The 22,491-nt window shown below is 73.5% G+C and carries 22 protein-coding genes; 12 read left to right on the top strand and 10 right to left on the bottom strand.

Features of this window, described 5'->3' with window-relative positions:
- Positions 1–15: 15 nt before the first annotated feature.
- Complete coding sequence (locus AB0M97_RS00265) at positions 16–147, bottom strand: hypothetical protein (RefSeq protein WP_365958387.1); 132 nt, start codon at positions 145–147, stop codon at positions 16–18.
- A 70-nt stretch (positions 148–217) separates the two neighbouring features.
- On the opposite strand from AB0M97_RS00265, the gene AB0M97_RS00260 reads away from it, so the two are divergent.
- From AB0M97_RS00260 to AB0M97_RS00245, 4 genes are all read left to right on the top strand, one after another.
- A complete protein-coding gene (locus AB0M97_RS00260) occupies positions 218–529 on the top strand; it encodes a hypothetical protein (RefSeq protein ID WP_365958386.1) in 312 nt (103 codons plus the stop codon).
- Between the two features lie 360 nt (positions 530–889).
- Positions 890–1,816 carry an SCO0930 family lipoprotein gene (locus tag AB0M97_RS00255; RefSeq protein WP_365958687.1) on the top strand — a complete coding sequence of 309 codons (927 nt, stop codon included), beginning with the start codon at positions 890–892 and terminating at the stop codon, positions 1,814–1,816.
- Positions 1,817–2,071: 255 nt separating this feature from the next.
- Positions 2,072–2,884 (top strand): SAM-dependent methyltransferase, encoded by an 813-nt coding sequence (locus AB0M97_RS00250; RefSeq protein ID WP_365958385.1) that lies wholly within the window; start codon positions 2,072–2,074, stop codon positions 2,882–2,884.
- Positions 2,881–5,022 carry an EAL domain-containing protein gene (locus AB0M97_RS00245; RefSeq protein WP_365958384.1) on the top strand — a complete coding sequence of 714 codons (2,142 nt, stop codon included), beginning with the start codon at positions 2,881–2,883 and terminating at the stop codon, positions 5,020–5,022. Before AB0M97_RS00250 ends, AB0M97_RS00245 begins: the two co-directional genes overlap by 4 nt.
- Before the next feature lie 108 nt (positions 5,023–5,130).
- Here AB0M97_RS00245 and AB0M97_RS00240 read toward each other — a convergent pair whose 3' ends face one another.
- Complete coding sequence (locus AB0M97_RS00240; RefSeq protein ID WP_365958383.1) at positions 5,131–6,015, bottom strand: LysR substrate-binding domain-containing protein; 885 nt, start codon at positions 6,013–6,015, stop codon at positions 5,131–5,133.
- Between the two features lie 83 nt (positions 6,016–6,098).
- Here AB0M97_RS00240 and AB0M97_RS00235 point away from each other — a divergent pair, with 83 nt between their 5' ends.
- The 5 genes from AB0M97_RS00235 to AB0M97_RS00215 all read left to right on the top strand — a co-directional run bounded on the left by AB0M97_RS00235 (position 6,099) and on the right by AB0M97_RS00215 (position 11,669).
- A complete protein-coding gene (locus AB0M97_RS00235) occupies positions 6,099–6,806 on the top strand; it encodes a succinate dehydrogenase (protein WP_365958382.1) in 708 nt (235 codons plus the stop codon).
- Position 6,807: 1 nt separating this feature from the next.
- Positions 6,808–8,757, top strand: coding sequence for a fumarate reductase/succinate dehydrogenase flavoprotein subunit (locus tag AB0M97_RS00230; RefSeq protein ID WP_365958381.1), 1,950 nt, complete (start codon positions 6,808–6,810; stop codon positions 8,755–8,757).
- The gene (locus tag AB0M97_RS00225) at positions 8,754–9,503 is read left to right on the top strand and encodes a succinate dehydrogenase/fumarate reductase iron-sulfur subunit (protein ID WP_365958380.1); all 750 of its coding nucleotides are present in this window, start codon (positions 8,754–8,756) and stop codon (positions 9,501–9,503) included. The genes AB0M97_RS00230 and AB0M97_RS00225 overlap by 4 nt, the downstream gene beginning before the upstream one ends.
- Positions 9,504–9,753: 250 nt before the next feature.
- Positions 9,754–10,527: a GNAT family N-acyltransferase gene (locus tag AB0M97_RS00220; RefSeq protein ID WP_365958379.1), complete on the top strand. Its 774-nt coding sequence runs from the start codon at positions 9,754–9,756 to the stop codon at positions 10,525–10,527.
- Positions 10,528–10,769: 242 nt separating this feature from the next.
- Positions 10,770–11,669: a lysophospholipid acyltransferase family protein gene (locus tag AB0M97_RS00215; protein WP_365958686.1), complete on the top strand. Its 900-nt coding sequence runs from the start codon at positions 10,770–10,772 to the stop codon at positions 11,667–11,669.
- On the opposite strand, the gene AB0M97_RS00210 is transcribed toward AB0M97_RS00215, so the two are convergent.
- Positions 11,596–12,594 carry an LLM class flavin-dependent oxidoreductase gene (locus AB0M97_RS00210; RefSeq protein ID WP_365958378.1) on the bottom strand — a complete coding sequence of 333 codons (999 nt, stop codon included), beginning with the start codon at positions 12,592–12,594 and terminating at the stop codon, positions 11,596–11,598. The two genes, AB0M97_RS00215 and AB0M97_RS00210, sit on opposite strands and share 74 nt — an antisense overlap.
- Positions 12,595–12,648: 54 nt before the next feature.
- Positions 12,649–12,819, bottom strand: coding sequence for a 50S ribosomal protein L32 (gene rpmF / locus AB0M97_RS00205; protein WP_365958377.1), 171 nt, complete (start codon positions 12,817–12,819; stop codon positions 12,649–12,651).
- 207 nt (positions 12,820–13,026) lie between these two features.
- Here rpmF and AB0M97_RS00200 point away from each other — a divergent pair, with 207 nt between their 5' ends.
- Positions 13,027–13,518 (top strand): hypothetical protein, encoded by a 492-nt coding sequence (locus AB0M97_RS00200; RefSeq protein ID WP_365958376.1) that lies wholly within the window; start codon positions 13,027–13,029, stop codon positions 13,516–13,518.
- A gap of 136 nt (positions 13,519–13,654) precedes the next feature.
- Here AB0M97_RS00200 and AB0M97_RS00195 read toward each other — a convergent pair whose 3' ends face one another.
- Positions 13,655–13,870 carry a dodecin gene (locus AB0M97_RS00195; RefSeq protein ID WP_365958375.1) on the bottom strand — a complete coding sequence of 72 codons (216 nt, stop codon included), beginning with the start codon at positions 13,868–13,870 and terminating at the stop codon, positions 13,655–13,657.
- Between the two features lie 220 nt (positions 13,871–14,090).
- On the opposite strand from AB0M97_RS00195, the gene AB0M97_RS00190 reads away from it, so the two are divergent.
- Entirely contained in the window at positions 14,091–15,350 is a 1,260-nt protein-coding gene (locus AB0M97_RS00190) for an extracellular solute-binding protein (protein ID WP_365958373.1), read from the top strand.
- 24 nt (positions 15,351–15,374) lie between these two features.
- On the opposite strand, the gene egtD is transcribed toward AB0M97_RS00190, so the two are convergent.
- From egtD to AB0M97_RS00165, 5 genes are all read right to left on the bottom strand, one after another.
- Positions 15,375–16,337 (bottom strand): L-histidine N(alpha)-methyltransferase, encoded by a 963-nt coding sequence (gene egtD / locus AB0M97_RS00185; RefSeq protein ID WP_365958372.1) that lies wholly within the window; start codon positions 16,335–16,337, stop codon positions 15,375–15,377.
- Positions 16,334–17,128 (bottom strand): ergothioneine biosynthesis protein EgtC, encoded by a 795-nt coding sequence (egtC, locus tag AB0M97_RS00180; RefSeq protein ID WP_365958371.1) that lies wholly within the window; start codon positions 17,126–17,128, stop codon positions 16,334–16,336. The genes egtD and egtC overlap by 4 nt, the downstream gene beginning before the upstream one ends.
- The gene (gene egtB, locus AB0M97_RS00175) at positions 17,128–18,480 is read right to left on the bottom strand and encodes an ergothioneine biosynthesis protein EgtB (protein WP_365958370.1); all 1,353 of its coding nucleotides are present in this window, start codon (positions 18,478–18,480) and stop codon (positions 17,128–17,130) included. Before egtB ends, egtC begins: the two co-directional genes overlap by 1 nt.
- Positions 18,477–19,937: an ergothioneine biosynthesis glutamate--cysteine ligase EgtA gene (gene egtA / locus AB0M97_RS00170; RefSeq protein WP_365958369.1), complete on the bottom strand. Its 1,461-nt coding sequence runs from the start codon at positions 19,935–19,937 to the stop codon at positions 18,477–18,479. The genes egtB and egtA overlap by 4 nt, the downstream gene beginning before the upstream one ends.
- A 434-nt stretch (positions 19,938–20,371) precedes the next feature.
- Positions 20,372–20,827 carry a type II toxin-antitoxin system PemK/MazF family toxin gene (locus AB0M97_RS00165; RefSeq protein ID WP_365958368.1) on the bottom strand — a complete coding sequence of 152 codons (456 nt, stop codon included), beginning with the start codon at positions 20,825–20,827 and terminating at the stop codon, positions 20,372–20,374.
- A gap of 168 nt (positions 20,828–20,995) precedes the next feature.
- Here AB0M97_RS00165 and AB0M97_RS00160 point away from each other — a divergent pair, with 168 nt between their 5' ends.
- The gene (locus AB0M97_RS00160; protein ID WP_365958367.1) at positions 20,996–22,393 is read left to right on the top strand and encodes a glycoside hydrolase family 43 protein; all 1,398 of its coding nucleotides are present in this window, start codon (positions 20,996–20,998) and stop codon (positions 22,391–22,393) included.
- Positions 22,394–22,491: the final 98 nt, after the last annotated feature.

The raw sequence follows: 22,491 nt of genomic DNA, 5'->3' as shown, positions 1-22,491 counted from the left end.
GGGAGCCTCCAGAGGTCAGCGGGGCCGCAGTGCGACGACGGCGATCACCGCGGGCACCGTGACGAGCAGGACGAAGGTGAGGGGCGACGGCGCGTCGCGCACCGGTCGCCCGCGCTGCGCGGCGGCGCGGTGGCGCGGGTAGTGCACCGGGGTCAGGGAGGGGCCGGGGACGGGCTCGGCCGACGGCGGCGGCTTGGGAGCCGGCGGGGGCGGCGGCGTGGGTGCCGGGCGCGCCTGCGGCGGCGCCGGGCGCGGCGGCGGAGGCGGCTCGGGCGTCGGTGGCGGGGTCGGCTCGGGCATCGATGGCGTCGGCGTCGGCGTCGGCGTCGACGTGGGCTTCGGCGGTGGCGGAGGCGGCGGGGTCGGCGTGGGCGTGGGCTTCGGCGGTGGCGGAGGCGGCGGTGGGGGGGTGGGCGTGGGTGTCGGCTTCGGGGGTGGCGAGGGCTTCGGGCAGGGCGGGAACGTGGGCCAGGAGCCGCTCCCGGCGACCGCCACCGTCGTCGTGCCGCCCGGCCCGATGGAGACATAGGCGCACGCATCGGCGACCGCCGCGCCGGCCGGTGCGCCGAACAGCGACCACGCCAGGGCCAGCAGCGCCAACGCCCTTGCCGGGCGGGCGGATGAGGACGGTAAGGGTTCTCGCACGCCGGAGATCATGGTCAACGCCGGGGCACACCACGCCACCGCACCCCGGGATTACTCCGAACGGGTGACGAGCCGTGCGGTGCGACGACCGCCCCGGCCCCCGCCGTCCCGCGGTGCGTGCCCCCACCCCCGGGAAAGAAATACGCGGGCGGATTGAACGCCGGCCGCACCCGCCCGCGTACCCCCTGTCGTGCGACGGCCCAGCAGGGCGCCGCACCACCTGTAGGGACTTGGAGAGTTGATGATGAAGACCTCCTGGCGGAGCGCCTCACTCGTGGCGGGCGCCGCGGCGGTGCTGGCGCTGACGACGGCGTGCGGTCAGGACGGCGGCTCGGCGAACGGCCGGAACGTCGCTGCCACGGCCTCGGCCGGCGACTACGGCGGCACCGGCGAGGGCCTGGCCGGCGCCGGACGGGCCGCCCCGAGCGCGACCGGCGACCCCGCGGGCAGGCTGTCCGTCGCCACCGGCACCGGACTCGGCACGGTGATGACCGACGGTGCCGGCCGCACCCTGTACCGGTTCGACCAGGACACGCCCCGGCCTCCCGTGTCGAACTGCGAGGGCGACTGCGCCGAGACGTGGCCCCCGGTGCCCGCGGACGACGCCGAGGCCGGCGAGGGCGTCGACGAGGCGCTGCTCGGCGAGGTCACCCGCTCCGACGGCACCCGGCAGCTGACCGTCGCAGGGTGGCCGGCGTACCGCTACGTCAAGGACGTCAACGCCGGTGACGTGAAGGGGCAGGGCGTCGGCGGCACGTGGTTCGCGCTGGCCCCCGACGGCGAGAAGGCGCAGCCGGCCGGGCTGCCCGGCCTGTCCACCCGCCGGGACCCGGAGCTGGGCGAGATCGTCGTCGACAGCAACGGCATGACCGTCTACCGCTTCCTGAAGGACGAAGCCTGGCCGAAACCCGTCTCCGCGTGCACGGGGGCGTGCCTCGACAAGTGGCCGGTCGTCAGCCCCGTCGACGCCAAGGACACCAAAGGCCTCGACAAGGAGGGGCTGATGAGCTTCACCCGCCCCGACGGGGCCGGGCAGCAGACGGTCGACTGCTGGCCGATCCACACCTTCGCCGGCGACGAGAAACCGGGCGACACCAACGGCCAGGGCGTCGGCGGCACCTGGTACGCCGTCTCCCCCGACGGAAAGCCGGTCGGCGCCCCCCGGACGTAACCGCCCGACGACGCGTATTCCGGTACGTCCCTTCCACGCCGTGGGGAAGGGACGTACCGGTTTGCGTGGTGCGGACGGGGAGCCGGGCCGCTGCTTCTCGTAGCGTTTTCGAACGAGGCCGTCCATAGATCATTTGGCACGTCCCGCAGGCAGTGACCGGTAACGGATGGTCAATTTCCGGTTCTGCTCGCTCCTTTGGCGGGCGATCAGTAGCCTCTGCTCGAACACCGGATCGCCAAGCCCCTGGAGAGATTGATGGAGCGTCCCGCCTGGGCCCCACGGAGCATCGACATCTCGGTGCCGAGCGTTTCCCGGATCTACGACTACTACCTGGGCGGTTCGCACAACTTCGAGGTCGACCGGGAAGCGGCCCGCAGGGCCCTGGAGTTCATGCCGGGACTTCCCAAGATCATGCAGGCGAACCGGGCGTTCCTGCGCCGGGCCGTCCGTTTCGCGGTGGATGAGGGAATCACCCAGTTCCTGGACATCGGATCCGGCATACCGACCTTCGGGAACGTGCACGAGGTGGCGCAGGACGCCCACCCCGGCGCGCACGTCGTCTACGTGGACCACGACCCGGTGGCGGTGGCGCACAGCCAGGCGGTCCTGGCGGGCAACGAGACCGCGGACGTGGTCGCGGCCGACCTGCGCAAGCCCTACGACATCCTGACGAGCCCGCAGTTCGAGGAGCTCATCGACCCGAATCGGCCGGTGGCCCTGCTCCTCGTTGCCATACTGCACTTCGTGGAAGACGCGGACGACCCGTACGCTGCGGTGGCCGAGTTGCGTGACGCGCTCGCACCCGGCAGCCTGCTCGTCCTCACGCATGCCTCGTACGAGGGAGTCCCGCTGCCGCCCGAGCGGGTCGGGGGCGTGGTGGGCGTGTACGAGAACATCCGCAACCCGCTGATCATGCGCCCGCGCGAGGAGATCGCGCGGTTCTTCGAGGGGTATGACATGGTGGAACCCGGACTGGTGCCGATGCCGCACTGGCGGCCCGACACCTCGCCGGAGGACGAGGACCCGTACGCCTTCGCGGGCTTCGCGGGCGTGGGGCGGCGGGCGTGAGCGCGGATACGGAGCCGGACGGGCCGGAGGACAGACTGCGCCGGTTCGCGACGATCTGGAGCCGGGCGGTGTTCCCGGTGACCTCGACGTCGGCGACCCGGCCGGAGTTCGAAAAGCAACTGGTGCCGCTGGCCCGGCGGTTGAGCGAGGCCCTCAGGTCACGCGTGTTCGACGCGGCCGAGGGCCGGGCCGTGGGCGCCGCGCTCGTCCGGGCGCACTGCACCGACCCCGAGGCGCTCAGCCGCACACTGGACTGCGTGGACGCCTACCTGGTGCTGTACTGCGGCCAGGACGGCGACCAGGAGGACCTGCGGGCGCGTTCGGCGCGGCTGCAGCACGCCATGGCCGCCGGGTTCGCGCAGGCCCTCAGGGAACGCACCCTGTCGGAGCAGGAGTCCATCGCGCAGGCCGCGCTGGTGGCGCAGGGCGTCGTCGCGCAGGCCCTGCACGCCAGCGAGGCCCGCTTCCGCGCCGTCTTCGAGGGCGCCGCCATAGGGATCGGCATCGCCGACCTGGACGGCACCGTGCTCCAGGTCAACGGCGCGCTGGTGCGCATGTTCGGGGTGTCCGACCAGACCCTGCGCGGCCAGAAGGTCATGGACTGGACGCACCCCGAGGACGCGCCGCACATCTGGAGGCTGTACGACGAGCTGATCCGCGGCGAGCGTGAGCACTACCACGTCGAAAAGGCCTTCTACCGTCCCGACGGCACCGTCCTGTGGACCAACCTGACCGTGTCCCTGCTGCGCGACCCGGACGGCGTGCCGCAGTACCAGCTCGCCCTCATGGAGGACACCACCGAGCGGCGGCTGCTCAACCTGCGGCTGCGCTACGAGGCCACGCACGACGCGCTCACCGGCCTGCCCAACCGCACCTTCTTCTTCGAGCGCCTGGAGAAGGCGCTCAACGCGGGCGAGGGGCAGCGCTTCGGGCTGTGCTACCTCGACCTGGACGGTTTCAAGGCGATCAACGACAGCCTCGGCCACGCGGTCGGCGACCGGCTGCTCGTGGAGGTCGCCGACCGGCTGCAGGCCTGCGCGACCGCGCCCGGCGAGATGGTCGCCCGGCTCGGCGGCGACGAGTTCGTGGCGCTGACCACCGGCCCCGACACCCGGCGCGGGGTCGACGAGCTCGCCGAACGCATCATGAACGCGCTGCTCGCCCCGGTCAGCGTCGACGGCCGGGAGCTGACCGTGCGCGGCAGCATCGGCATCGTGGAGGGCCCGGCCGGGGAGCGCAGCCCGGCGGAAGTGCTGCGCAGCGCCGACATCACCATGTACCGGGCGAAGTCGGCGGGCGGCAACCGCTACGAGCTCGCCGACCCGGAGGCGGACGCCCGCGTCATCACCCGGCACGGTCTCACCACGGCGCTGCCCGCCGCCCTGGAGCGCGGCGAGTTCTTCATCGAGTACCAGCCGCTGGTGCGCCTCGGTGACGGCAGCGTGCGCGGCGCGGAGGCGCTGGTGCGCTGGCTGCACCCGCAGCACGGCGTGCTGGGCCCGGACCGGTTCATCCCGCTCGCCGAGCACACCGGGCTGATCGTGCCACTCGGCCGCTGGGTGCTGGAGCAGTCGGTGCGGCAGGCCCGCACCTGGCGGGAGAAGCACGTCGACGCGGGGCCGATGCGCATCAACGTCAACCTCTCGCCCTGCCAGCTCAACCATCCCGGTCTCGTCCAGGACACCGTGGACATCCTGGAGCGCGCGGGCGTCGAGCCCGACGTGCTGTGCCTCGAGGTGACGGAGTCGGCGCTGATCGGCGCGGACGACGGCCTGCTCAAGCCGCTGCGCCGGCTCGCGGAGATGGGCGTCGACATCGCGCTGGACGACTTCGGCACCGGCTACTCCAACCTCGCCAACCTGCGCCGCCTGCCGGTGAGCGTCCTCAAGCTGGACCGCTCGTTCACCCGGAGCATGCAGCAGTTCCCGGCCGACCCCGTCGACCTGAAGATCGTCGAGGGCATCGTCTCCCTCGCGCACAGCCTGGACCTCACGGTCACGGTCGAGGGCGTGGAGACCGGCGCCCAGGCCGAGCAACTGCGCATCCTGGGCTGCGACACGGCCCAGGGCTGGTACTACGCACGGCCGGGCCCCCCGGAACGCCTCCACGAACTGGCCCTGGTGGACGCGACAGGCTGAGCGAAAGCGCCCCGCAGGGGCGCGGGGAACCGCGCGAGCAACCACGGACAACCCGCGCCCCGGGCACACCGCAACGCACAACGACGCACGCGGGAGGGGCAACGTCGGTCACCTTTCCAGCAGCATGCGCTGCAACTCCCGCGCAGCCCGCGGCGGCGCCACGTCACTGCGGTGCGCCAGCGCGATCGTGCGGTGCAGCCCGGGCCGGGCCAGCGGCGTCACCCGCAGCCCGGACCCGGACCGCGCCGCCACCATCCGCGGCACGACCGCCACCCCGAGCCCGGCCCGTACGAACCCCAGCACGGCGTCCATCTCGCCGCCCTCCACCGCGAAGTCCGGCTCGAACCCGGCGGAGCGGCACGCCGCGACCGTCAGCTCCCGCAGGTCGTAGCCGTGCCGGAACATCACCAGCCGCTCGCCCTCCAGGTCGGCGATCCGCACCGCCCGCCGGCCGCCGCCCGGCCGGGGCGCCTCGGGCGACGACACCACCACCAGGTCCTCGCGCAGCAGGTCCACCGTCGTCAGCGCGGGCGACGGGCCGGGCAGCGGCAGCACCACCAGCGCCAGGTCGAGCGCGCCGCGGGCCAGCTCCCGCACCAGGTCGTGCGAGCCGCCCTCCTCGATCAGCAGCCGCACGCCGGGATAGCGGTCGTGGAAGGCGCGCAGCACGTCCGGCAGTAGGCCCGTGCACAGGCTCGGCGTCGCGCCCAGCCGCACCCGCCCGCGCCGCAGCTGCACCACCTCCAGCACCTCGTGCCGGGCGGTGTCCGCGTCGGCGAGGATGCGCCGGGCCAGCGGCAGCAGCGCCTCACCGGCGTCGGTCAGCGTGATGTTGCCGCGCGCCCGCAGGAACAGGTCCGCGCCCAGCTCCCGCTCCAGCGCCTTGATCTGCTGGGACAGCGACGGCTGCGCGACGTGGACCAGTTCGGCGGCCCGGGTGAAGTGCCGGGTCTCGGCGACGGCCACGAAGTACTGGAGCTGATGGAACTGCACCCGGCCATCATAGGCACGCCCTATCGATTCAAGGCCGGTCATGCCTTGGACCGATGAACGTCCGGCGCCCTACCTTCGGTGGCATGGCTCTGGCAACGCGGACGGACCGACGGCCGTCCCTGGCACGCACCGTGTGGGACTCGACCGTCGGCAAGAAGGCAGTGATGGCGGTCAGCGGCCTGATCATGCTGTCCTACCTGGTCCTTCACATGCTCGGCAACCTGAAGATTTTCTTCGGGCCCGGCGAGTTCAACCACTACGCGCACTGGCTGCGCACCCTGGGCGAGCCCTTCATGCACTACGGCTGGACGCTGTGGCTGATCCGCGTCGTCCTGGTCGTCGCGGTGGTCGCGCACGCCGTGTCCGCCTACCAGCTCAGCCGCCGCGACATGCGGGCCCGGCCCAGCAAGTACGTCCACAGGAAACCCCGGGCGAGCTACGCGACGCGCACCATGCGCTGGGGCGGGGTCATCCTCGGCCTGTACGTCGTCTGGCACATCCTGGACCTGACCACCGGCACCGTGCACTCCGGCGGCTTCGAGTCCGGCAAGCCCTACCAGAACGTCGTGGACACCTTCTCCACCTGGTACGGCAACGTCATCTACATCGTCGCCATGCTCGCCCTCGGCCTGCACATCCGGCACGGCTTCTGGAGCGCCGCCCAGAGCCTCGGCGTCGGCAGCCGCACCCGCGACCGCGCCCTGAAGGCCGCCGCCGACGTCCTCGCACTGACCCTCACGGCCGGCTTCGTCGCCGTACCCGTGGCCGTCATGACCGGAGTGGTGAGCTGACATGACCGACTACCCGCACTACACGACGGGCGAGCCGCTCGCCGACACCAAGGCCCCGGCCGGCCCGGTCCACGAGCGCTGGGACAAGCGCCGCTTCGAGGCCGGGCTCGTCAACCCCGCCAACCGCCGCAAGCACACGGTGATCGTCGTCGGCACCGGCCTCGCGGGCGGCTCGGCCGGCGCCACCCTCGCCGAACAGGGCTACAAGGTCGTCCAGTTCTGCTACCAGGACTCCCCGCGCCGCGCCCACTCCATCGCCGCGCAAGGAGGCATCAACGCCGCGAAGAACTACCGCAACGACGGCGACTCCGTGCACCGGCTGTTCTACGACACCGTCAAGGGCGGCGACTTCCGGGCCCGCGAGTCCAACGTGCACCGGCTCGCGCAGATCTCCGTCGAGATCATCGACCAGTGCGTGGCACAGGGCGTGCCGTTCGCCCGCGAGTACGGCGGCCTGCTCGACACCCGCTCCTTCGGCGGCGTCCAGGTCTCCCGGACGTTCTACGCCCGCGGCCAGACGGGCCAGCAGCTGCTGCTCGGCGCCTACCAGGCGATGTCGCGGCAGATCGCCGCCGGGAACATCGAGATGCACCCGCGCACCGAGATGCTCGACCTGATCGTGGCCGGCGGCCGGGCCCGCGGCATCGTGGCCCGCGACCTGATCACCGGGAAGATCTCGACGTACTTCGCGGATGCCGTCGTCCTGGCGTCCGGCGGCTACGGCAACGTCTTCCACCTGTCGACCAACGCCATGAACTCCAACGCGACCGCCGTGTGGCGGGCGCACCGGCGCGGCGCGCACTTCGCCAACCCCTGCTTCACGCAGATCCACCCCACATGCATCCCGCGCACCGGCGACCACCAGTCGAAGCTGACGCTGATGAGCGAGTCGCTGCGCAACGACGGCCGGATCTGGGTGCCGAAGGCCAAGGGCGACACCCGGCCGCCGAACGAGATCCCCGAGGACGAGCGCGACTACTACCTGGAGCGCATCTACCCGTCCTTCGGCAACCTCGTGCCCCGCGACATCGCCTCCCGCGCCGCGAAGAACGTCTGCGACGAGGGCCGCGGCGTCGGCCCCGGCGGCCAGGGCGTCTACCTGGACTTCGCCGACGCCGTCCGCCGCATGGGCCGCAAGGCCGTGGAGGCCAGGTACGGCAACCTCTTCGACATGTACCGGCGGATCACCGACGAGGACCCGTACGAGGTGCCGATGCGGATCTACCCCGCCGTGCACTACACGATGGGCGGCCTGTGGGTCGACTACGACCTCCAGACCACGATCCCCGGCCTCTTCGCGATCGGCGAGGCCAACTTCTCCGACCACGGCGCGAACCGGCTCGGCGCCTCCGCCCTCATGCAGGGCCTCGCCGACGGCTACTTCGTGCTGCCCGCCACCCTCAACGACTACCTGGCCCGCAACCCGCCCAAGGACCACGTCACCCCGGACCACCCCGTGGTGGGGGAAGCGGTGGCCGAGACCGAGGACCGGCTCAATCTGCTGCTGTCCGTCGACGGCGACCGCACCCCGGACTCCTTCCACCGCGAACTCGGCGACCTCCTGTGGGAGTTCTGCGGCATGGCCCGCAGCGACTCCGGACTGCGCAAGGCCCTGGAGCGCATCCCGCAGATCCGCGAGGAGTTCTGGCGGCGCATCAAGGTCCCCGGCACCGGCGAGGAGTTCAACCAGTCCCTGGAGAAGGCCAACCGCGTCGTCGACTACCTGGAGCTCGCCGAGCTGATGTGCCTCGACGCGCTGCACCGCGCCGAGTCCTGCGGCGGCCACTTCCGGGAGGAGTCGCAGACCCCGGACGGCGAGGCCGCCCGCAAGGACGACGAGTTCGCCTACGTGGCCGCCTGGGAGTTCACCGGCACCGGACGGGCGCCCGTCCTGCACAAGGAAGACCTGGTCTTCGAGTACGTCCACCCCACCCAGCGGAGCTACGCATGAGGCTCACCCTGCGCGTCTGGCGGCAGAAGAACGCCGACGCCGAAGGCACCATGACCACGTACGAGGTGGACGGCGTCTCCCCGGACATGTCCTTCCTCGACATGCTGGACACCCTCAACGAGGAACTCCTCCTCAAGGGCGAGGACCCGGTCGCCTTCGACCACGACTGCCGCGAGGGCATCTGCGGCGCCTGCTCGCTCGTCATCAACGGCGACGCGCACGGCCCGGAGCGCACCACCACCTGCCAGCTGCACATGCGGTCCTTCCAGGACGGCGACACCATCGACATCGAGCCGTGGCGGGCCGCGGCCTTCCCGGTCGTGAAGGACCTCGTCGTCGACCGGTCGGCCTTCGACCGCATCATCCAGGCCGGCGGCTACATCACCGCCCCCACCGGCTCCGCGCCCGAGGCCCACGCCACACCCGTGCCCAAGCCGGACGCCGAGTTCGCGTTCGAGCACGCCGAGTGCATCGGCTGCGGCGCCTGCGTCGCGGCCTGCCCCAACGGCGCGGCGATGCTGTTCACCTCCGCGAAGATCAACCATCTCAACGCGCTGCCGCAGGGCGCCCCCGAGCGGGAGACCCGCGTGCTGGACATGGTGGCCCGGATGGACGACGAGGGCTTCGGCGGCTGCACCCTGATCGGCGAGTGCGCCACCGCCTGCCCCAAGGGCATCCCGCTGACGTCCATCACGAGCATGAACAAGGAGTGGCTGCGCGCGACCCGCAAGGTGGCCGGGCGGTAGGCGCGCGGCCGAAGGACGTTCGCCGGCAGGGTGCGGACGGGCGGGACCGGGAGTGGTGCTCCGACCCGGTCCCGCCAAGTGCTCTCCCGGCAGGCACGGGCCGCCGCCCGCGCCGTTCAGCATCCTCACATCCCTCCTCCTGGCACATGTCACGCGCACGCCAACCGGGATCGGGAGAACAGGACCGGGCAGGCCGAAAGCCACCCGTCCTGCCTCCGCCGCCGAACCCGGCCCGTACCAGGAGAGAGCCATGACCGGCGCCACCATCCTCGACCGCCCCCCGCAGCCCGCGGCACCCACCCGCTACACCGTCACCCTCGCCCGCGACGAGGAGGACGTCCGCGCCGCCCAGCGGCTGCGGCACGACGTCTTCGCCGGGGAGATGGGCGCCCTGCTGACCACGCCGCAGCCCGGGTACGACATCGACGCCTTCGACGCGTACTGCGACCACCTCCTCGTGCGGGACACGGTGACCGGCCAGGTCGTCGGAACCTACCGGCTGCTGCCGCCCGAGCGGGCCGCCGTCGCCGGGCGGCTGTACTCCGAGGGCGAGTTCGACCTCACCGCGCTGGACGCGATCCGCCCCGGGCTCGTCGAGGTCGGCCGCTCCTGCGTCCGCCCCGGCCACCGGGACGGCGCGGTCATCGGGCTGATCTGGGCCGGGATCGCCCGCTACATGACCGACCGCGGCTACGAGTGGCTGGCAGGCTGCTGCTCGGTCCCGCTCACCGACGGCGGCGCCCTGGCCCGCGCCACCTGGGACCGGGTGCGGGCCAAGCACCTCGCCCCGGAGGAGTACCGCATCCGGCCGCTGCTGCCCTGGACGCCGGGCGAGGCCACCGCGCCCGCCACGGGCGCCGACCTCCCGGCGCTGCTGCGCGGCTACCTCCGCCTCGGCGCCTGGGTCTGCGGCGAGCCCGCCCACGACCCGGACTTCGGGGTGGCCGACCTGTACGTGCTGCTGTCGATGCGACGGGTGAACCCGCGCTACCTGAAGCACTTCCTGTCGCTGGTGCCGGCGTGATGACCGCGGTCGGTGCGGGGGAGGGCGGAGTGCGAAGCGCGGGCGCCGGTACCGGTGTGATGGCCGGCGGCGGGGCGGGGAGGGCGGATGCCCGTACCGGTGTGATGGCCGGCGGCGGTGCGCGCGTCCCCGTCGGCGCCGGCCGCGCCGGTGCCCGCCGTAGGGGCGGGCCGCGGGCGGCGCCCTCCGCGGCCCGTGTCGCCTCGCACCCGGACCGCGCCCTTCCCGCGGGCTCCGCCTGGCTGCCGTCCGCGCCCTGCACGCCCGCCGCGTGCGTCCCGGCGCGGGCCTCGTCCCGCGCGGCGGCGCCGCGTGCGGTGCTGCGGATCGCGGCGCTTGCGGCCCTGCTCCTCACCGGGATCGCCCTGGCGCCGCTCGTCCGGTACGTCCCGGCCGGGCTCGTCCGGCGCTGGTGCCGGTGGCTGGCGCGGGCGGCCGGCGTCCGGGTGCGCCTCTCGGGTGCGGCGGTGCCCGACGGCGGTGTCCTGCTGGTCGCCAACCACATCTCCTGGCTGGACATCCCGCTGCTCGCGGCGGTGCGTCCGGCGCGGATGCTCGCGAAGAAGGAGATCGGCGACTGGCCCGTGGCCGGCGCGGTGGCCGCGCGGGGTGCCGTCTTCATCGACCGCGACCGGCTGCGCGCGCTGCCGGGCACGGTGGCCCACCTGGCGTCCGTGCTGCGCTCGGGCGCTGCGGTCGCGGTGTTCCCGGAGGGCAGCACCTGGTGCGGCCGGGCGCACGGCAGCTTCCGCCGCGCCGCCTTCCAGGCCGCCCTGGACGCCGGCGCCCCCGTCCAGCCGGTCCGCATCCGCTACCGCTGCCCGGACGGCACCCCCAGCACGCGTCCCGCGTTCGTCGGCGAGGACACCCTGCTGGCATCCGTGTGGCGGGTGGCGACGACCCCGGGCCTGGTCGCGGAGGTGGAGGTCCGGGAGGCGATCCGCCCCGGCGTCCACCAGGACCGGCGTGCCCTCGCGGCGGCGGCCGAGCGGTCCGTACTGCGGGACACGCGCGGACCCCGAACGCCGGGCGCGAGCTGTCTCCGTCCGGCGCCGGGCGGGCTCCGGGTCAGCCCCGGACGATCCCGGCGAGCCGGCGGTAGGAGTCCAGCAGGGCTGCCCGGTCGTAGGTGCTGGTGGTGACCAGCACCTCCTGCGCGCCCGTCTCCTTCAGCACCGTCTCCAGTTCGTGCGCCACCTGCTCCTCGGTGCCCGCGATGTGCCCGGCGAGAGCGGCCTCGTACCGGCCGCGCTCCTTGGCCGTCATCGCCAGGGCCTCGACCCGCTCGGCGGGCGGCAGCGGCGGGAACGTGCCGTGCGTGCGGGAATACGCCGTCGACCAGGCCTCGGGGACCAGCAGCCGCCGCGCCTCCTCGGGCGTGCCCGCGACCGCGACCGTGCCGGAGATCACGACGTAGGGCTCGCCCGCCCACGCGGAGGGCCGGAACGCCGCGCGGTAGTGGTCGACGCCGCGCCGCATCCTCTCCCGGTTCCTGAGGTCACCGATCACCAGCGGAAGGCCCGCGCGGGCCGCGATTCCGGCGCCCTCGCCCATGGCCAGCACGAACGGCGGCACGGTGAGCCCTTCGGCGGGCCGCGCGTGGACGCCCGTGGGGGAGGTGCCGCGGAACCAGCCGAGCAGTTCGTGCAGCTGCGTCTCGAAGTCGTCGGCGTCGCCCTTGCCGCGCCCCAGCGCCCTGCGCACCCCGTCGGTGAAGCCGACCGAGCGTCCCAGGCCCATGTCGACACGTCCCGGGAAGAGGGACTCCAGCACCCCGAACTGCTCGGCGACGACCAGCGGTTGGTGGTTGGGCAGCATCACTCCGCCGGTGCCGACCCGGATGATGCCGGTCGCGGACGCGACGGCGGCGGCCAGCACGGTCGGCGCGGAGCCCGCGACGCCGGGCACCCCGTGGTGCTCCGAGACCCAGAAGCGGTGGTAGCCGAGCCGCTCCGCCTCCCGGGCCAGCGCCACGGTGTCGCGCAGCGCCTCGGCGCCGGTGTGGCCCTCGCGGGTGCGCGAGCGGTCGAGGACGGAGAAGCGGGTCGCGGCGATCACGGAACTCACACGGGGTTCAACGCCGTACGCCGCGCCGCATTCCCGCCCCCCGCCGTCACCGGATCAGCCGGCGGGGCGCAGCAGCCCGCGCTCGTAGGCCTTGACGAGGTGCTGCGGCACGAGGTGGCGGACGCCGTCGACGGTGACCGGGACCAGCGTCGGTGTGGCGGCCTTCCACTGGGCGCGGCGGTGACGGGTGTTGCTGCGGGACATCTTCCGCTTGGGGACGGCCATGGGTTCCTCCTCGGTGGACGGACACGGTGACAGCACCGCGCGCGAGCACCGGGGACGCTACATGAAAATGGATCCCATTAACAATCCGCCTCGGAACAGCTCCGGAACGGCCCCTCCCGGTCATCCGTGGGGCGGGCATCCGGGGGAGGGGAATCCGTGGGCCCGGCATCCGCCTCGCGCGGCCCCGGCGCTGCTTAAGGTGACGGGGTGACCGACAGCAGCAAGCGGCCGATCGCCGTTTTCGATCTCGACAACACCCTCGCCGACACCGCGCACCGGCAGAAGTTCCTGGAACGCAGGCCGCGCGACTGGGACGCCTTCTTCGCGGCGGCGCCCCACGACCCGCCGCTGCCGCAGGGCGTCGCGATGGCCCGCGAGAGCGCCGGGGAGTGCGAGGTGGTCTATCTGACCGGGCGGCCCGAGCGCTGCCGGCAGGACACGCTCGACTGGCTCGACGCCCACGGGCTGCCCGAGGGCCGGGTCCACATGCGGCGCGACAACGACCGGCGGCCCGCCCGGCGCACCAAGCTGGAGATCCTGCGCCGCCTGGCGCGGACCCGGGAGATCCGGGTGCTCGTGGACGACGACGAACTGGTGTGCGCGGACGCCGAGCAGGCGGGCTTCACCGTCGTCCGGGCGCGCTGGGCCACCCCGTCCGCCGAGCTGAAGGTGGCGCAGGAGCGCGAAGGGCGGACCTGAGGCCCCGGCCCCCGACGAGGACCGGACCGAGCCGGAGCGAGCGCCGGGCCGGGACCCGGGCCGCAGGGTCGCGGTCGGCGGTGGGTCACGGCCTGCGGTGGGATGCGGCCTGCGGGGGGTCACAGCCTGCGGTGGGTCACGCCGAGTCCTCCAGGCGGAAGCCGACCTTGAGGCCCACCTGCCAGTGCGCGATGCCGCCGTTCTCGATCTGGCCCCGGACCTGGGTCACCTCGAACCAGTCGAGGTTGCGCAGCGTCTGCGACGCGCGGGAGATGCCGTTGCTGATCGCCTGGTCGATGCCGTCGGGCGAGGTGCCGACGATCTCCGTGACCCGGTACGTGTGGTTGGACATGCGGGTGCTCCTCTCGGGGGGACGACAGTGCGGCGTGTGGCGCGCGTCACTCCACGGTGCCCCAAGCTGCGGCGGAGCGCGAGGTGCCGGACGGCCGGGCGGGCGAGACTTGACCGTCGCATTGGTCCATACCACAATCCCGGTCACGCCCGTGCGAGCATCCCGCTCGTCCCCCACGTCGGGTTTGCCAGCCCTGTCTCAAGACAGAACAGGACCCCTCGTGAGCCGTCGCCTCCTCGCCCTCGCCTGTGTCACCGCCTCCCTGCTCAGCGGCTGCGGCATGCTGTCCGGAGGAGAGGACGACAGGCGCACCGTCACCGTCTGGCTGATGAAGGACAGCGCCTCGCAGGAGTTCCTGGACCGCTTCACCGAGGACTTCGAACGCACCCACCCCGACCTCGACATCGACATCCGCATCCAGCAGTGGACCGGCATCGGCGAGAAGGTGCACGCCGCCCTCGACGCCGACGGCACGTCCGGCCCGGACGTCATCGAGGTCGGCAACACGCAGGTCCCGCAGTACGTGGAGGGCGACGGACTGCTCGACCTCACCCTGGAGTCCATGCGCAACTGGGGCAACCGCGACTGGCTGCCCGGCCTCGCCGAACCCGGCCAGCGGTTCTCCCAGCAGTACGGCATCCCCTGGTACGCGGCCAACCGCGTCGTCATCTACCGCAAGGACCTCTTCGAGCAGGCCGGCATCACCGAGACGCCGAAGACCCGCGACGAGTGGATCACCGCCACCGAACGGCTCAACTCCGACGGCCGGCAGGGCATCTACCTCGCCGGGCAGGACTGGTACACGCTGGCCGGATTCATCTGGGACGAGGGCGGCGACCTCGCCGAGGAGAAGGGCGGGACCTGGCGCGGCGCCCTCGACAGCGCGGCGGCCCTGCGCGGCATGGACTTCTACCGCCGGCTCCAGGCCCTCGGCGAGGGACCGGTCGCCGCCGACGAGGAACACCCGCCGCAGGCCGGCGTCTTCGCCGAGGAGGAGGTCGCCCAGATCGTCGCCGTCCCCGGCCTCGCCCGCTCGATCGTCAAGCAGAACCCCGACCTCGAGGGCAGACTCGGTTTCTTCCCGGTGCCCGGCAAGACCGCCGGCAAGCCCGGCGCCGTCTTCACCGGCGGCTCCGACCTCGTCGTACCGGCGAACACCGACAACCGCGACGGCGCCGTCGCGGTCGTCGGCGCGCTCGCCGGCGCCAAGTGGAACGCCGAACTGGCCCGCGTGATGAACTACGTGCCCAACAAGACGACCCTGGCGAAGGCCGTCGCCGGCGAGGAGGGGGTCGCCGCCATGGCGGCCGGGGCCGCACAGGGCAGGGCGACCCCCACCACACCCGAATGGGCGGACGTCGAGGCGGACAACCCCATCAAGGCGTACATGACGAAGGTGCTCACCGGGGCCGACCCGGCGGCGGAGGCCCGCCGGGCCTCCCGCCGGATCACGGAACTGCTGAGCCCCAGGATCAACTGACCGCGCGCCGACAGCGTGACGCGGTCAGCGCGCCATGCTCAGCGACAGCGCGAAGCGTCCCGCGGCGTCCGTCCACCAGCGCGCCAGGTCCAGGCCGGCCGCCGCGAGTTCGGCGCGCACTCCCTCCTTCCGGAACTTCGCGGACACCTCGGTGCGCAGCTCCTCGCCCGCCGCGAAGTCGACGGCGAGGTCCAGGGCGGGAATCTTCACGGTCTGCGCCGTACGCGAGCGCAGCCGCATCTCGATCCACTCCCGCTCGGCGTCCCACAGCGCGACATGGTCGAAGGCGTCCGGGTGGAAGTCGGCGCCCAGCTCGCGGTTGACCACGGACAGCACGTTCTTGTTGAACGCGGCCGTCACCCCCGCCGCGTCGTCGTACGCCCTGACCAGCACCTCTTCGTCCTTGACGAGGTCCGTGCCGAGCAGCAGGGCGTCGCCGGGCGACAGCAGGGCGCGCACCGAGGACAGGAACGCGGCGCGCTCGCCGGGCAGCAGGTTGCCGATCGTGCCGCCCAGGAACGCCACCAGCCGGGGCCCCGGGGTTTCGGGCAGCGTGAGGGCGGCGGTGAAGTCGGCGATCAGCGCGTGCACCCGCAGCCCGGGCCGCTCCGTGACCAGCGCCTGACCGGCCAGGGTGAGCGCGCTCTCGCTGACGTCGACGGGCACGTACGTGCGCAGCGCCTCGTGGGCGTCCAGCAGGTGCCGGGTCTTCTCCGAGGAACCGGACCCCAGCTCGATCAGCGTGCGGGCGCCGGTCGCCGCGGCGATCTCGCCCGAGCGGTCGACGAGGATCTCGCGCTCGGCGCGGGTGGGGTAGTACTCGGGCAGTTCGGTGATCCGCTCGAACAGCTCGCTGCCGTGCGCGTCGTAGAACCACTTCGGCGGCAGCGTCTTGGGTGTGGCGGTCAGGCCCTGGAGGACGTCGGCGCGCAGGGCGGCCTCCGTGGCGTCCTCGGGCAGTGTGCGGGTGAGCAGGAACGGGCTCACGGACGGGGCTCCTTCGCGGGTGCGTGGGCCGAGGCGTCGTCGCCCGGCTCCTTGAGCGGGCTGAGCAGCACCTCGGTGCGGCTCGCCACCAGCAGGGTGCGGTCGGGGACCTCCACCCAGTGCGGGTCGTCGTCGTGCGGTTCGGACGCCACGACCGTGCACCGGCCGGGCCGCGTGCGGTACCAGAGGGTGTCGCCCCAGGCGGTCGCGGCGATCGTGGTGCCGTCGGTCAGCAGCAGGTTGAGCCGGGACGCCGGGGACGCGGCGGCGACGTCCGCGACCGTGTCGGCCAGGACCCGCCCCGGGTCGTCACCGTGCCGCAGCCGGGCCAGCGCCAGCGCCCACACGAACGCCGAGTCGTTGCGGGCCTCCAGCGACAGCACGTCGGCCGGGGACAGCGCGGGCACGAGCGGCGCGAGCGAGCCGGGCCAGCCCGCCACCGCGCCGTTGTGGCTGAACAGCCAGGGACCGTCCGCGAACGGCGCCGCCGCGGCCTCCGCGTCGGCCCCGGACAGCGTCGCGTCGCGCACCGCGGCGAGCAGCGCGCCGCTGCGGACGACCCGCGCGAGGTCGGCGAAGGACCGGTCCGCCCAGATCGGCCCGGCGCGCCGGTACCGGGCGGGCACCCGGTCCCCTTGCGCGTACCAGCCGACGCCGAAACCGTCGGCGTTGACCGTGCCGTACCGCTGCCGGCGCGGCCCCCACGACTGCCGGTACAGCGCGTGCGGCGGTTCCACGAGGAGCCGGCCGAGCGGCAGCGCGGGCCCGACATAGGCCACGTGGCGGCACATCAGGCGTCCCCCGAGCGGGCCGTGCGGAACCCGGCGAAGATCTGCCGCCGGGCCGGATAGTCCCAGTTGCGGAAGGTGCCCCGGCAGGCCACCGCGTCCACGGCGAACGAACCGCCGCGCAGCACCTTGTGCTCCGGGCCGAAGAACACCTCCGAGTACTCCTTGTACGGGAACGCCCGGAAGCCGGGGTACGGCAGGAAGTCGCTGGCCGTCCACTCCCACACGTCACCGATCAACTGCCGCACGCCGAGCGGCGACTCGCCCTCCGGGTAGCTCCCGGCGGGCGCCGGGCGCAGGTGCCGCTGGCCCAGGTTGGCGTGCTCGGGCGCCGGGTCCTCGTCGCCCCACGGGTAGCGCGTCGAGCGGTCCCCGGCCGGGTCGTGCCGGGCGGCCTTCTCCCACTCGGCCTCGGTGGGCAGCCGGCGCCCCGCCCAGCGGGCGTACGCGTCGGCCTCGTACCAGCACACGTGCAGCACCGGCTCGTCGGGCGGTACGGCCTCGGTGACGCCGAAGCGGCGCCTGAGCCACTGCCCGCCGTCCCGGCGCCAGAACAGCGGCGCCGTGATGGAGTGCTCGCGGATGTGCGCCCAGCCCCGCGCCGTCCACCAGCGCGGGTCGTCGTAGCCGCCGTCCTCGATGAACGCCTGGTAGGCGGCGTTCGTCACCGGGGTGGTGTCGATCCAGAACGGCGCCACCTCGCGCCGGTGCGCCGGGCTCTCGTTGTCCAGCGCCCACGGCTCGGTCGAGGTGCCCATCGTGAACGGGCCGCCGGGGACCAGCACTTCGGCCGGTCCGGTGAACAGCGGCAGCGGGTCCGGGTCGGGCGCGGTCAGGGCCTGCGGCCCTTTGCGGAGCTGATGGGTGATCAGCATCGTCTCGTCGTGCTGCTGTTCGTGCTGCGCGATCATTCCGAAGGCGAAACCGGCCTCGGTCAGCCGCGTCCCGTGGAACGCGGTGCCCTCCAGCACGTCCAGGACCCGGCCGCGCACCTCCGAGGCGTACGCGCGGGCCTCGGCGGGCGGCAGCAGCGGCAGCGAGGGACGCTCGGAACGGGGATGCTCGAACGCGTCGTACAGGCCGTCGATCTCGGGCCGCATCGGGTCGCGCCCGGCGACGGCCCGCAGCAGCCACTGCTCCTCCTGGTTGCCGATGTGGGCGAGGTCCCACACCAGCGGGGACATCAGCGGTGAGTGCTGCGCGGTAAGGTCCGGGTCCTCCACACAGCTGGTCAGCAGCGTGGTGCGGTCGCGCGCGGTGACGAGCGAGCTGAGCGCGCGCCGGCGCAGGGCCTCGGCGTCGGCCGTGGCGCCGGTCTCCGCGCCGGTCGTGGGCTCGGTCGTGGGCTCGGTCATGAGCGGACGTCCTTCCGGTTCTTCCCGTGCCGGCCGTCGTGCCGGTGACACCCGTTCGCCGCGCGGGCGGGGGCGTCGGCAGGGGCGTCGGCCCCGCTCGTCCCCCGGGTGAAGGCCTCGGCTCCCCGATGCTTCCGGGCGGGGGACTCGGCCCCGTTGCTCGCCCGGGCAGGAGCCTCGGCGGCGCGCAACCCGTCGAGCATGTCGTCGGCGGGGCAACGGCCGCGGGCGACATGGCGGTCCAGGTACGCGGCGACGGCGCCGGTGACCGCCTCGGTGGCGCCGAGCCGGGGCAGCGCCCGGAGCGCCGCCGAGAAGCAGGCGACGGCGACCTCGCGCAACTCGCTGTCGGCCAGGCCGTACCGGGCCGCGGTGAACCACAGCGGGTTGTGCGGCGCGGGCAGCGCCGCAGCGCGTTCGGCCAGCGGCTTCACGGCCCGGTACGCCGTCTCGGCGGCCTCCGGGTCGTCGAACAGCGCCGTCGTCACGGCGAGCGGCACGATCCAGCCGTCCTCGCCGGGCTGCGCGTCGATCATGCGCAGTTCCAGATGGCCGCGCGGCCTGACCGGCGGGAACAGGGTCGTGAGGTGGTAGTCGAGATCCTCCCGGACCGGTGGCCGCGGCAGCCCCGACCGGGTCCACTCCCGGAAGGTGAGCCCTTCCGGGACGTCCCAGGGCCCGCTGTCCCGCCGTACGCACATCACCGGCGCGTCCAGGACGTGCCGCGTCCAGGCGGCGCGCGGGTCCGCGTCCAGCCGGGGGCCGCCCGCCCGGGCGGTGCCGATCTGCGTCCAGCGCAGCTGCCGGGTGGACAGCCAGCCGGTGGGCCGTCCGGCCGCCAGCGGGGAGTTGGCGAACGCGGCCACCAGGACCGCGCCGAGATGGTGGGCGAGCCACCAGCGCCGCACATGGCCGAGGGTGCCGGGCTCCTCGTACCCGGCGTCCAGGCACACCTGCACCGACGCCGAGGTGCACATCATGGCGCGGCCGGCCGGGCCGGTGCGGTCGAGGCAGGCCTCCATCGCGTCGTAGCGCGGCCGGCGCAGGAATCTGCGGGGCGACTGCCAGGGATCGTGGCCGATGCCGACGAGACCGAGTCCGTCGCGGCGCAGGACCGCGCGGACGGCGTCGAGATCGGCGGAGACGGTACTCACGCACTCCATGAGGGAGGCGGCGGGCGGCGAGCTGAGCTCCAGCTGACCGCCGGGTTCCACGGTGAGCGCGGACCGCAGGGGCACGGTCCGCAGTACGGCGTAGGCCGCTTCGAGTCGTTCGGGCGCCACGGGCAGCCGCGGCCTGCGCAGCTCGTGGACGAGCCATTCCACTTCCACCCCGACGCTGCGGGGCGGTCCGGTCTTGAAGCAGATGCCCCGGACCAGGGCCTCCACCTCTGCCTCCGTGACGGGCGTACGGGGCTCCGTACAGTCCCCCGTCGCCGTATGAGACGAATCGGACATGTCTTGGATCCTCCTGAGATTCCACCATGCCATCGCCCCGGCCCTCTGGCCCGGGCGGACATCACCCGTCCCACCCAAGACGCTTCCCGCGCTTCCCACAAGGGTGCGATCCGGGACGATCCGGGTCGGCCGATGGCGCGCCCCCGCCGTTCCCAGAGGCTTTCCCCGGGGTTCACCGCCGGGAAAACCTCGTTGCACGGCATGACCGGCATCGCTCAGGATGCGGTCATGAGCACGACGGGGGAGTGCGCGCGGCGCGTGCCCATGGCGTCCACGGGGGTGGCGCCATGAGCGCGCGCCCGCGTCGCGTGCGACCGCCTGGGTGAGGGGAGAGCGGGGCGGCCGGCCGCTGGCCGGACCCGCGTCGCGTGCGTCCGTGCGGGTGACAGTGGCCCGTGGCCGGGTGAGGGCGGCGCCGCCCGCCCCGGCCGGTGTCAGCTCCAGCCGTACCGCTCCGCCAGCCGCCGCCGCACCAGGTCGAACCGCGTGCGGTCCAGCGCGCAGGCCTCCCGGCGCATCCCGCCCTCGTGCAGCCGCAGCACCCGCTCCACGTCCACCCACGACTCCCGCCCCGACCGGTCCCACGGCCCGCTCCCGATCGGCACCCACTCCCGGTCGCCGTCGTGCCGCCTGCTGGACAGCTGGACGGCGAGCAGCGTGCCACCGGCCTCGCGGGCGACGACGAGTACCGGGCGGTCCTTGCCCCGGCCGTCGTTCTCCTCGTAGGGCACCCACGTCCAGACGATCTCGCCCGGGTCGGGGTCGCCGTCGTACGCGGGGGAGTACTCGGTACGCACCCGCCCCACCGACGTGGCGTCGGCCTCGGTGGTGGCGCTGGGGCCGTACCGGCCGGGGGTGCCGTCGGCGGTCTCATCGGTGAAGGGAGTCACGGCCGCCACGCTAACCGCTCGCCGCACGGCCGGAGCGGACCGGGCCAGTCACCCACAGGAGTTCCTGCCCGAGCCATTGACGGCCCGTCACCACGCGCCTACCGTCCGAACGATTCTCCGAACCTGGTTCGACATCCCGAACCACGAGTCCGAGGGAGAGCCGCCGCCGTGACCCCACCCCCTCCTCCGCTGCCCCCGCCGTCCCGCCGTACGGTCCTGCGCACGCTCGCCGCGCTGCCCGCCTCCGTGCTCCTGCTGGGCGGGGCGCCCGGACTGCTCGGCAGGGCCGGGGCCGCCCCGCCGCCGAGCGGCTCGGCCACCCGGTACACCATCGTGCCGTTCCCGAACAGCGACGACGGGGTGGTCGACGTCCACCAGTCGGACGACGCCACCGACTTCCGGCTGGTCAGGGCCGCCGCCTACCGGCCGCCCCGGGGCCGGATCCGCGACGCGAGCATCCTCAGGCACACGGACGGCGCCTACTACCTGACGTACACCACCCGGACCTGGCAGGACCCCAGCACCACCATCGGCTTCGCCCGCAGCACCGACCGTGTCGACTGGACCTTCCTGTACGACCATCCCGTCCCGGTCGCGGGCCTGTCCCGCGCCTGGGCTCCCGAGTGGTTCGTCGACGCCGACGGCAGCGTGCACGTCATCGTGTCCTGCTCGACCGCCGACAACGAGTGGAACTTCACGCCGTACCTGCTCAGCGCCACCGACTCGGCGCTCACGTCATGGAGTACGCCCGTCGCCCTGCCGGGCCTCGGCGCCAACCACATCGACACGTTCGTGGTGCGGACCGGCTCGGCGTACCACGCGTTCACGAAGAACGAGACGACCAAGTACATCGAGTACGCCACCGCCTCCCGGCTCACCGGGCCGTACACCATCCGCAGGACCGGCGACTGGGCGGGCTGGGGCAGCTACCGCGAGGGGCCCGCCCTGATCCACCTGGACAACGGGGGCTGGCGGCTGTTCTTCGACGGCTACGGCGACGGCGCCTCCTACTACAGCGACAGCCGGGACGGCTTCGCCACGTGGACGGCGCCCGCCAGGCTGCCCGGCGTCTCCGGCACCGCACGGCACTTCACGGTCCTGAAGGAGACGGTCGGCGGCGGGCCCGTCCTCGCGCGGAACGTCACCCGTTCCTTCCGGTCGGTCAACTACCCCGCCCGCCACTGGCAGAAGCAGTCCGGCCTGCTCAACCTGCCGGTGGTGACGGCCTCCAGCAGCGCGGCCGAGAAGCAGGCGGCCACCTTCACGGTGGTGGCCGGACTCGCCGACCCGGGCGGCGTCTCGTTCCGCGACGCGTCCGGTGCCTTCCTGCGCCACTACGACTTCCGGGCCCGTTTCGACCCGAACGACGGCACGGCCACGTTCGCCTGGGACGCGACGTTCATCGCCCGCGCGGGCACCGCCAGTGGCGCGGTCCGCTTCGAGTCGTACCACCGCCCCGGCCACTACCTGCGCCACTACGCCTACGAGATGCGCGTCGCACGGGCCGACGGGACGGAACTGTTCCGGCAGGACAGTTCGTTCGTGCCGGTGACGGGCTGGGGGTAGGACGTACCGGGCCCGTACGCTGGTGGCCGTGCACATGCCCACCATGACCGAGGCGTCGGTGCCCGGCCCGCCCGCCCGGGTGCGCGGGCACCGCACCG

This window comes from Streptomyces sp. NPDC051207 (assembly GCF_040682395.1).
Lineage (GTDB): Bacteria > Actinomycetota > Actinomycetes > Streptomycetales > Streptomycetaceae > Streptomyces.
Note: the sequence above shows the minus strand (reverse complement) of the source record. Positions and strands in the feature narration are given on the sequence as shown.